The sequence below is a fragment of the Candidatus Methylomirabilota bacterium genome (genome assembly GCA_028870115.1).
Classification (GTDB): Bacteria; Methylomirabilota; Methylomirabilia; order Methylomirabilales; family Methylomirabilaceae; genus Methylomirabilis.
In genome coordinates this window covers 23,616-32,680 of the sequence record JAGWQH010000073.1, presented here as the reverse complement: position 1 = coordinate 32,680, position 9,065 = coordinate 23,616, and the positions used below count along the sequence as shown (strand labels likewise).

13 protein-coding genes are annotated in these 9,065 nt (G+C 56.4%); 9 read left to right on the top strand and 4 right to left on the bottom strand.

What is annotated here, in order from left to right:
- From KGL31_08230 to KGL31_08190, 9 genes are all read left to right on the top strand, one after another.
- A partial coding sequence (locus tag KGL31_08230; GenBank protein MDE2321886.1) for an IS110 family transposase occupies positions 1-121 on the top strand: 121 nt, incomplete at its 5' end.
- A gap of 380 nt (positions 122-501) precedes the next feature.
- Positions 502-1,311 carry a hypothetical protein gene (locus tag KGL31_08225; protein ID MDE2321885.1) on the top strand — a complete coding sequence of 270 codons (810 nt, stop codon included), beginning with the start codon at positions 502-504 and terminating at the stop codon, positions 1,309-1,311.
- Between the two features lie 20 nt (positions 1,312-1,331).
- Positions 1,332-2,012 (top strand): hypothetical protein, encoded by a 681-nt coding sequence (locus KGL31_08220; GenBank protein ID MDE2321884.1) that lies wholly within the window; start codon positions 1,332-1,334, stop codon positions 2,010-2,012.
- A 6-nt stretch (positions 2,013-2,018) separates the two neighbouring features.
- On the top strand, positions 2,019-2,777 hold the full coding sequence (locus KGL31_08215) for a fumarylacetoacetate hydrolase family protein (GenBank protein ID MDE2321883.1): 759 nt from the start codon (positions 2,019-2,021) through the stop codon (positions 2,775-2,777).
- 4 nt (positions 2,778-2,781) lie between these two features.
- Complete coding sequence (locus tag KGL31_08210) at positions 2,782-3,465, top strand: hypothetical protein (protein ID MDE2321882.1); 684 nt, start codon at positions 2,782-2,784, stop codon at positions 3,463-3,465.
- A gap of 42 nt (positions 3,466-3,507) precedes the next feature.
- Positions 3,508-4,749, top strand: a complete 1,242-nt coding sequence (locus tag KGL31_08205; protein MDE2321881.1) for a homogentisate 1,2-dioxygenase — start codon at positions 3,508-3,510, stop codon at positions 4,747-4,749.
- 111 nt (positions 4,750-4,860) lie between these two features.
- On the top strand, positions 4,861-5,316 hold the full coding sequence (locus tag KGL31_08200; GenBank protein MDE2321880.1) for a YbhB/YbcL family Raf kinase inhibitor-like protein: 456 nt from the start codon (positions 4,861-4,863) through the stop codon (positions 5,314-5,316).
- Between the two features lie 2 nt (positions 5,317-5,318).
- The gene (sixA, locus tag KGL31_08195; protein ID MDE2321879.1) at positions 5,319-5,801 is read left to right on the top strand and encodes a phosphohistidine phosphatase SixA; all 483 of its coding nucleotides are present in this window, start codon (positions 5,319-5,321) and stop codon (positions 5,799-5,801) included.
- Positions 5,802-5,854: 53 nt separating this feature from the next.
- On the top strand, positions 5,855-6,385 hold the full coding sequence (locus tag KGL31_08190) for a hypothetical protein (protein ID MDE2321878.1): 531 nt from the start codon (positions 5,855-5,857) through the stop codon (positions 6,383-6,385).
- Between the two features lie 181 nt (positions 6,386-6,566).
- Here KGL31_08190 and KGL31_08185 read toward each other — a convergent pair whose 3' ends face one another.
- From KGL31_08185 to KGL31_08170, 4 genes are all read right to left on the bottom strand, one after another.
- On the bottom strand, positions 6,567-6,773 hold the full coding sequence (locus KGL31_08185; GenBank protein ID MDE2321877.1) for a cold shock domain-containing protein: 207 nt from the start codon (positions 6,771-6,773) through the stop codon (positions 6,567-6,569).
- Positions 6,774-7,034: 261 nt separating this feature from the next.
- The gene (locus KGL31_08180; protein MDE2321876.1) at positions 7,035-7,514 is read right to left on the bottom strand and encodes a hypothetical protein; all 480 of its coding nucleotides are present in this window, start codon (positions 7,512-7,514) and stop codon (positions 7,035-7,037) included.
- Positions 7,515-7,528: 14 nt separating this feature from the next.
- A complete protein-coding gene (locus KGL31_08175; protein MDE2321875.1) occupies positions 7,529-8,008 on the bottom strand; it encodes a c-type cytochrome in 480 nt (159 codons plus the stop codon).
- A 50-nt stretch (positions 8,009-8,058) separates the two neighbouring features.
- A complete protein-coding gene (locus KGL31_08170) occupies positions 8,059-8,946 on the bottom strand; it encodes a substrate-binding domain-containing protein (protein ID MDE2321874.1) in 888 nt (295 codons plus the stop codon).
- Positions 8,947-9,065 lie beyond the last annotated feature (119 nt).

Here is a 9,065-nt window from a genome sequence, read left to right as displayed (position 1 = left end):
TGCAGCCGGGAAAGCGAAGAAGGTCGCCTTGACCGCCTGTATGCGGAAGCTGCTGACCATTCTGAATGCGATGCTCAAACATCAGACCCCGTGGACCATAAATATTGCGCGTAGCTCTTGACAACCAAGACAGTTGCTATCGCGACCAACCGTTGTCGAAGCTGGCCAAAACTCTATAACCTTTTCCGGCACTCAACAAGAAATTTGTCTGAAGGCGGACGACGGCAAAGGCTGCACCTATGTCAGCCTATCCGGTCTTCCGATAGTGACCCGCCCAAATCCAATCCGAGTCTTAAGCAGGGGTGTGGATTCCCCTACCCCCTTCGGTTCAACACGTGAGTGTAGATCATCGTCGTATGAGAGAGTATAGTTCCTTGACATATCGTAAGTCACAGATTAGATTATAAATAACTGCAAAATAAGGGCTTATAATACCCTTCCTGATCCTTGTCAGGTCTCTCAAACTGTAATTGATCTCCTCTGCCGTAGAGAGAGGGCGCCATGCAGAGCAATGCCCGACAGGAGCGATTTGAGGCCTTTTGGAAGAAGGTTGAACTGAAGGTCCATCGGCATCAAGTGATCAGGAACAACAGGTTCTGTATCTGGTTCAGTTGCGGGAAAGCCAATACCGCTCAAGTCATCCATTTCCTCGAACAGTTCGCAGTCTTTTCCAAGCATTTTGTCCCGATACAAGCCAAGCGAGTCGCCCGTGCAACCAACCTTGAAAGCGAAAAACTAGCGCGCCACATCCTCGTCAACGAATGCGGCGTGAGACTCGGCCCGGATAAGACCCCGGAGAACCAGGCGTTTAGAACGGAGTGGGCCCATATCGAGTGGTTGCGCCAGACCTGCGCGCCACTCAAACTGGATCCGGAGCGGTTGGGCGACTGGAGAACCGCCACCCCACCGACACGGCGCTTTCTGGTTGAGCTTGAGAAGGCGTATGGAAGCTTTGATTGGCGGATTGCCGGCGGCGCCAGTTACGGAATCGAGACGTGGGCGGCGTGGGGAATCGGGAAAGGCGAGGAGGCGGAATCCACAAATTTCTGGAAGCAACTGATCATCGGACTGAAGAGCTTCAATGAAACACAGCGTCTGCCGGATGGCCTGGAGCTGATCCCCCTCGGCTTTTTCGAGCATCACTTCGCGCTTGAAACGGGGCATGGGGAGAATGTGTACGGGGAGCTTCTGGAAACCTTTTCTCACCCCAAGTTCGATGAAGATAAGTTTATAGAGGGCGGGCGACGAGCGCTTGATGCCCTCTATATTTTCTGGGAAGGGCTTAACTCGGCCAGAAAGGCGCTCGCTTGAGGGGCGCAGGGGATTCTTCGATGAGGATCGCTGAAGGCGTGACACTCGTATCGCCGACTCTTGACGCAGAGCGAGCGCGCAGGATCATCAGGGAGGCGGAACCGTTCTTGACCGGGCAGCATCTGGCGTATCCCTCGGATCGCGATGGGACGCAGGTGCATCTCGATGCCTACTTCGCTACCGAAGCGATCGTGCAGTGCCCGGAATCTGTCTCATGGCTCATCGAAGACGTTATGCAATGGATGACAGTGAAGAACCTTCGACCTCATGTCATTTTTGCTCCGGGAACTGATCCGGTCCGGCGCTTCGTCGAGAAGCTTTCGAGAGCCGTCGATGCCAAGCCGGTCTATCTCGAGACGAAGCCCAGCGGACGATTCGGCGACATCATTGAGGGGAGCCTTCCCTCCGGCGAATCGGTGTTGACGTTCAATCTGACCAGTCTGACCGGCGGTCGGTGCATCGGATTTCGCCTGCCGGACGCGGCCGCTAAAAACGGCGGTCAGATCATCGGCACGGCCGCAATTGCCCTTGGGACCTCATCACTGAACGCGGAGCTTCGACGTAGATTCCCCGACAATCTCTACATCGCGTTCCACGTTGCCGTCACGAATCATAATCCGGATGCGTGCCCCGCGAATGCGTCTGCATTGCGTCCATGGCAAGAGGCGAGTGCCGAGATCATCGCTCGCCTCAGAGGATGAAGCGGCATGACTACTGCCTCGGTCAAAGATCATCTTACCTATCCGGCCCGTTTCCTGGATGGCGTCTCCGATGCCAGGCACATCATCGGTATGGGCAGGAGTTCGGGACGCAGCGATGAGGAGATTCAAAGAAGCCTCGAACTTCGCAGGGTGAGGTGGGCGTACTATACACTCGCCCTTGGCCGGCACGAGATCCATGACTCCGGCGAGACGGTGTCCATCCCGCGCTCGATCCGGAAAGCGGATTACGAGTTCGAACTCGCGCTCCTGCTCGATCTAGGCACCAAGGAGGGGTGGACCGAAGCAGAGGCAGAGGAGTTCCTGCGGGAGCATGGTCGCGTGACCATCCTCAACGACCTCTCCTGCCGGTGTCTGCAGGCCGAGGACGTTCAACTTGGGCTTGGCCCCGCGCGAAGCAAGTCGATCCTCGGGAAGGCGCTGGGGACACGGTTTGTACCGTATGCGGAGTTCGCGAAGCGGAACCCTCATATCATCCTCCGCGTGAACGGCGAGGTTCGTCTGGAAGCTCAAGCCTGTACCGACTCGACCTTATGGACATTTCCGAAAATCAGCGCCTACCTCTCTCAACAGCCCTTGATGCTCGACGCCGGAACGCTCATCGGCTCCGGGACCTTCGCCGGCGGCTCTATCGCCGAGACGTGCAGGAAGTACCCCTGGCTTGTAGAAGGGGATACGGTGGACACCGTGGAGATGGAAGTCGAGGGGATTGGGATCCTTACAAACAGCTTCGCTAGACGGGATTAGGAGAATGGACAGAGCACAGCGCGGACCAGGCGGCTTAAGCGAGGCGGAAAGGGATCTGCTCCTGGCAGAACTGTGGGGCACATTCACGTTAAAACTTGATCATGCGGCACTCGCAACTCAAAGCCTCCGGGAGACTGCCTATCTGTTCATGCGCGCCCTTCAGGGAGGTCCGGTAACCTACAAAAGTCACGATGTCGCTGATCCGAAGGCCCCTTCCAGTATGAAGACCGTTGCCATCCAACTCGGCAAGATGCCGGGAGCCGGTTATATCGCGCCGGTGGAGGGAATCGACCGGAGGGGCGAATCGCAGGTCTCGCACATCATTAACTGCTGCGGGGAGGGGATCCAGCACGTCGCGCTCCGCATTGAGGGGGGACCGATCGAAGCGTACCGTCGGATCACAGAGCAGTTGGGTGTCCGCTATACCACCCCCATCCTGTATGATGATCGCAGTCAGCTCTTGCAGATGTTCACCGGCTCGCTCTTCCGCTCGCCGAACCCGGCGGCGGGGCCCTTCCTCGAACTCAACCAACGCCTCGACCTGTTTGAACGTGATCCTACGCACTTCCACCATGCCACGGTTCAAGCGCTGTATCGGTGCCTGGAGGAGTTGCAAGCGGCCGGCAAACCGATCTGGGTCCTCGACTTCGACGCCATCCCGCCGGACTGGGACCCGTTCGCAGAATGAAAAGGGCGTGGAAGTAAAGCGCCCTCAGACCGGAGCCAAAACATGGCGCATGTGCCAAAGATGGTGAATCTGACGCGGATCGAACGGCGGATTCGAGCCGACTACCAAGCGCGTCTCAAGAATTGGCACTCCAGCGGACGCTCCCCAAAGAGCCTTTCGAGCTACAAGCTCGAGTTCGGTACAGAACTGCTGATGGAGTGTCCTCCAACCGCCATCGTCGAAAGCTCGACGATTCCCGCTCATTGTCCCTTGTTCAGAGCGCACGTCGTACAGCCAATGAAGGAGAATCGTTCTCTCAGGAGACGAGCCTTTCACGTAGCAGAGAAGACCACGCCCGGCTCCTTCGTCCCTATCCTTTCGAGCGACGATGTGGCCATTTGGGTCTGCAATGGGGATTTCGAGGAAGCCGGGAAGTGGCAATCCCCCGCTCGTCATGCCGACTGCCATGAGCTCTACTTTGTCCATCGGGCCCAACACCCCCTCAGCCTCATTACTGACTTCGGGCTGCTCGAGGAGGTTCGGGAGGGCGATTTCTTTTTTCTGCCGCGCGGCACTACCTATTCGTTGCGCTTGGCTGGAAGGGTGTCCATCCTCCTCTACGAAATCCCGAAACGGCTGCTCCGCCCCTATGACTACTGGATGGGGGATCAGCAGCCCTGGCCCTTTTCACCGGCTGCGCCGGTTCCGCCGGAACCGACGCCTCTTGCCGAGCTTCGGCCGCCGCTCGGTCGTGAGGAGGCCACACAGGTTATCGTCAAAAGACGGCTGGGCAGCTTCACGTTACTCACATACGCAACGCCGCTCTTCGATGTCGTAGCCTGGGAGGGAGAGGTGTGGCCCTTCATCCTTCGGCTCAACGATCTGGTGGCACTGTCTTCGCCAAACGTGCACCTCGATCCGAAGAAGCTTACGGTATTTGCGAGCGAGGATGAGGGCGTAGCGATGCAGGTGTTCCTCCCCCGCTGGATTCACAGCCTGCCGTACAACCATCTCAACTGGGTGGATGAAGTACTCTTTAATCATAAGGGGTACGGCGCGCGGCCCGAAATCACGGATGGATTCCTGACGGTCCACCCTGCCGGTCTGCCTCACGGCCCTGACCTCCGAACCCTGGCTAACACCGCTCGACAAGAGGCCCCCAAACCACATGATCTGCCATTTCGGGAGGAAGTGGCCGTGATGGTGGAATCCAGATCGTCATTCGTTGTTCTGGAGGATGCGGAGCGGGTGGAAGTCAAAGGGTATGACCAATCCTGGTACCAGCAGTCGATTGAGATATGCTGAATGCGGTGTCGTGAGGCGCTGGAAGAGACCATGATCCTATTCGGAGTAGGGACGAGGCTGGCTATCGCCGTTGGGCTTACCGCGCTGCTGATCGGCGCAGGAGGGACGACAATGAAATTAGAGAGTCAGGCATTTCAACCCGGTGACATGATTCCCCCGAAGTATACCTGTGATGGGCAAGACATCTCCCCACCGCTAAGCTGGTCTGACCCTCCGACCGGAACCACAAGCTTTGCCCTCATCTCGGACGATCCCGATGCGCCGATGGGGACGTGGGTCCACTGGGTGATCTGGAACATCCCGGCGAGTGTCCGCGCCGTTAAAGAGAATTTCCCCAAGACAGCGTCGCTGCCGAACGGGACCACACAGGGGACCACCGACTTCCGACGGGTTGGGTACGGCGGCCCCTGCCCGCCGTCCGGTACGCACCGGTATTTCTTCAAGCTGTACGCACTCGACACAACACTAAATCTGCCGTCCAGTACGACCAAGAAGGACCTGGAGAAAGCGATCCACAGTCACATCCTGGCGCAGACTGAACTGATGGGCACATATCGCCGGAGATAGAGATGGCCGCAGAGAGGGCCGTACTGCACTATCTCGTGCGGCATGGCGAGTCAAAATCCGAGCGTGAGGATCCGACTAAGCCGCTCAGCGATCACGGGCGCGAGGAGGTTATGCGCGTGGCCAGGCACGCTGCGTCCATTGGAGTGGAGGTCGCCGAAATCTGTCACTCAGACAGACTCCGGGCCCAGCAGACCGCCGAGATCATGGCCGAATATCTGGTACCGCGGTTCGGTATCCGGAAGGGCGAAGGTCTCGCGCCCGGCGACGACCCGGACAGAGTTCGCGCTCTGTTGGAGGCTGCTGGGGAGCCACTGATGCTTATAGGCCACCTGCCGCACCTGAGCCGCCTCATCTCGGCTCTGGTGCTGGGCAACAGTGAGACTGAGATCATCCGACCGGATACAGGCACAATGATCTGTCTCGTCAAGACCGATAGAGGCTTTCGGCTGCTGTGGGTTCTCACGCCTGAGCTGGCTCAGACGTAGGCCATCAGAATGAACGTCAAGACAAAAGAGCTGAGATCAGCGATAGGAAAACCATGAGAGCACTGCTCATCATGTTACTGGGTGGATGGATCGCCGGTACGTTGCTGATCGCGTTTGTGGCGACGCAGAATTTTCGCACGGTCGATCGGTTGCTGTCGACGCCTACTCCCGCGTTCTCGCACGCCATTACTCCCATCGCGCACGATGAGATCCGCAGTGTCCTGCGCTATCTCGTTTCGGAACTGAATCGACTATATTTCAACGTCTGGGGATTCACCCAACTTGTGCTCGGCGCGGCCGTCGTGGCTGCCGCCCTGGGGCTGAGGCCTGTGGACCGCACGGCGATTACTGTCGCCGGTACGATCTTGGCCATCGTCATCGTAGCGCTGCTGCTCAGTCAGTGGCTCCTAACGCTCGGTCGAAGTCTTGACTTCGTTCCCCATATCCCGGCTCCTCCTGCGCTAGTACGCTTCCGGCAACTCCACCTGGCTTATACCGCCCTCGATCTGCTTAAACTGACCCTCTGTATCTGGTTGCTGATTCGCTCTACTCGCCAAGCGAGCCCGGTCACTATAACACGCTGAATCGAAGGCGGTCGGCGAGACCCGCCACATGGGCCGTTTGGCTATCAGCGGGAAGGCGATTTTTCGGATGAGACGACGATGCCGCCTGCTCGCGCGCCAGCAGACAGGTCACTGAGAAAGAAAACGGCCTCTCAGAGATTCCTCCGAGAGGCCGTCACGGTTCAGAGTGGACGTAAGCCGACTAGGCTGCTCTGGTCACGTTGGCAGCTTGCTTGCCCTTTGGCCCATCCACGACGTCGAACTCCACAGCCTGCCCTTCATTGAGCGACCGGAAGCCGGATCCGGAAATCGCAGAATAATGTACGAATACGTCGTCGCCATCTTCTCGCGCGATAAACCCGTAACCTTTCGCATCGTTGAACCACTTTACAGTACCTGTAACTCGCATCAAACTCTCACCCCCTTCCATCTGAATTCTCGAGGCGATGCCTCGATAAACAAAAACCGCGAAAGCCTCATTCAGCAGCTTTCGCGGTTCTCGAAATTGCACAACAAAAGCGTGCTACGGAGTCGGTTGCATAGTAAAGGCAATGCATCGCGATGTCAAGAACTTTTTTGGACGTTTCTATCCAAAAAATCAAACTTTAACACATTATGAGTGAATTCTACCCACATTGGCGGTGAAGCAAAACATTATTGTACGCAGCATCTATGGACGGACAAAATTCCGGGATAGCTCGACTTCAGTTACCTTTCCCCCACGTTCGCTACTGATATTGACGTTGAACTGATCCGCGGGGTCCTGACTGAAAAGAATAAGGGTATTCAGGAGCTTGCCGGAGTCGATCTGAGAAACCTGCGCACCTCTACCTACTTTCTCCCGATAGAATTTGACGACTTGCTTGTACGGTGCGTTGATCTTAAAGTGAACCTTAACCCATCGCGTTCCTTCTCCTGCGCCGGACTGACGCGCGATGGTAGACGGAATCACCCCTGGATGAATCGGAAGGCCAACGTCGTCCTGAGCTAGAGCCTGTGAAGTAAGAAGCGGTAGGACCGAGAGCGCAAGCGCCAACAGCACGACCATCCGCCTGACCAATGGGATGCGATTGACCGCCTCACCAAAGAATGGCAGCGAAGGGTTAGTGACCAGGACCATCGATCTGGCAGCCCGTTCCAGCTCCGGCAAACCTGCCTTCTCTCCTACCAGACGATCTCTTGAGGATCGCCTTTGTAGACCGACCGGATCCAGGCAATGATCTTCCAGATCTGTTCATCTTTCAGAACTGCCCCGAAAACCGCCGGCATGGTCTGTCCCGGGTAGGTCCCCTTGATCACTTTAAAGAGGGTTTCGTCGTCACCTCCAAACTTCCAGCGACCTCCCAGCAGTGGCGTGGCCCCGGCCATCGCGCCGCCACCGCCTGAGCCATGACAGCCTGGACAGCCGGACTGCAGATACAATTGACGTCCTTCTGTGACTGCGTCTGCGTTGCCGGTGAACGGGTTGAGCTTTTTCGGTTTCTGCTGATCTACGGTTGCGGAGGCTTCCGATCCTTTCGGTTGCTGACCGTTTTCTACGGGCTTCGCCGGCTCTTGCTGGGCCTGAGCCGTGAGACTCTGGCCGCATCCCAACATCATAACGGTAAGAATCGATATGGCAAAAAGCGACTTTTTACGTCCCATAGTGACTTATCCTCGTTCGTATTAGGTGAGATTTGCTCTTTCGTCCTGTTTTAATAAGAGATAAGGGGATCGTCTCGATCGAAACGACGGTAAAAGACCTCCCCAGGCTTCTCTTCGACCTTTGAAAACTGCTCGCGTGCCAGGAGTGGTAGAAGGGGTACGCCGTAATCCTCCAGGATCTTTCTGATCTCGACATGCCGCTTACTGACCGCCTCCTCAAGATCCTTCTTAAGTGTCGTATCGCCTTCCCTCACCCCCATGGAAAACTCGAAGGTGAAGGGGCTCCCAGGTTCCCCGCCCTGAAGGAGGACTACCTCAAGAGGCGACGATCCATTCAATCGTTTCATAGCATAGCCGGCCATCGGCCCCCAATCCAGCATAACATCGATCTCACCGGCAACAAGGTCTCGGATGATCTTATCTGAACGCTCGTTCTTGGAGGTATCAAAGAGGCTGTAGCCAACAACGTTTGCTCTGATATCCCTATTGGCCAACGCCTCCGCCGGTGGGGTATTGATATAGACCCCGATCTTGAGCCGCTTCAGAATCGGGTCGTCGAGCGATTTGATTTGAAGTCCCCGATTCTTTGGATAGATAAGAACGTATGCCGACCGATAATAGGGCTTCGTCCAGAGAACCTGATCCCAACCCTGCGGGATCGAGATCATGACATCGCACAGTCCAGGTCGCAACGCTCTCCGGACCAACCCCCGCTGATGAGGCCACCAGAAGTAGGTGAGCTCTGCACCCAATTCCTTAGCGATCACGTCTGCAATCTTATTCTCAAACCCTTCTGATTTCTTATTGGAAAAGGGTAGATTGTCCGGATCGCCACAGACCTTCAGTTGTGTGATGTGACTCCCCAAGGCTTTGCCGACAAGGGGAAACAGCATCATCATAACAACGAATCCGCTGAGAATGACAACTTTTCGGTTCATCATACTTCCCTTAACTTAAGCCAGGCGATTTGTACAATGCTTAGGTGACTAGACAACAGAGAAATTATAGCATAAAAAACCGGCGCCGAAGCTGCAATCCTTCGGCGCCGGTATCAGGC

Coding starts and splice junctions, on each gene's coding strand:
- KGL31_08225 (MDE2321885.1), top strand. CDS start 502: ATGCAGAGCAATGCCCGACAGGAGCGATTTGAGGCCTTTTGGAAGAAG.
- KGL31_08190 (MDE2321878.1), top strand. CDS start 5,855: ATGAGAGCACTGCTCATCATGTTACTGGGTGGATGGATCGCCGGTACG.
- KGL31_08185 (MDE2321877.1), bottom strand. CDS start 6,773: ATGCGAGTTACAGGTACTGTAAAGTGGTTCAACGATGCGAAAGGTTAC.
- KGL31_08205 (MDE2321881.1), top strand. CDS start 3,508: ATGGCGCATGTGCCAAAGATGGTGAATCTGACGCGGATCGAACGGCGG.
- KGL31_08220 (MDE2321884.1), top strand. CDS start 1,332: ATGAGGATCGCTGAAGGCGTGACACTCGTATCGCCGACTCTTGACGCA.
- KGL31_08200 (MDE2321880.1), top strand. CDS start 4,861: ATGAAATTAGAGAGTCAGGCATTTCAACCCGGTGACATGATTCCCCCG.
- KGL31_08210 (MDE2321882.1), top strand. CDS start 2,782: ATGGACAGAGCACAGCGCGGACCAGGCGGCTTAAGCGAGGCGGAAAGG.
- KGL31_08170 (MDE2321874.1), bottom strand. CDS start 8,946: ATGAACCGAAAAGTTGTCATTCTCAGCGGATTCGTTGTTATGATGATG.
- KGL31_08175 (MDE2321875.1), bottom strand. CDS start 8,008: ATGGGACGTAAAAAGTCGCTTTTTGCCATATCGATTCTTACCGTTATG.
- KGL31_08215 (MDE2321883.1), top strand. CDS start 2,019: ATGACTACTGCCTCGGTCAAAGATCATCTTACCTATCCGGCCCGTTTC.
- sixA (MDE2321879.1), top strand. CDS start 5,319: ATGGCCGCAGAGAGGGCCGTACTGCACTATCTCGTGCGGCATGGCGAG.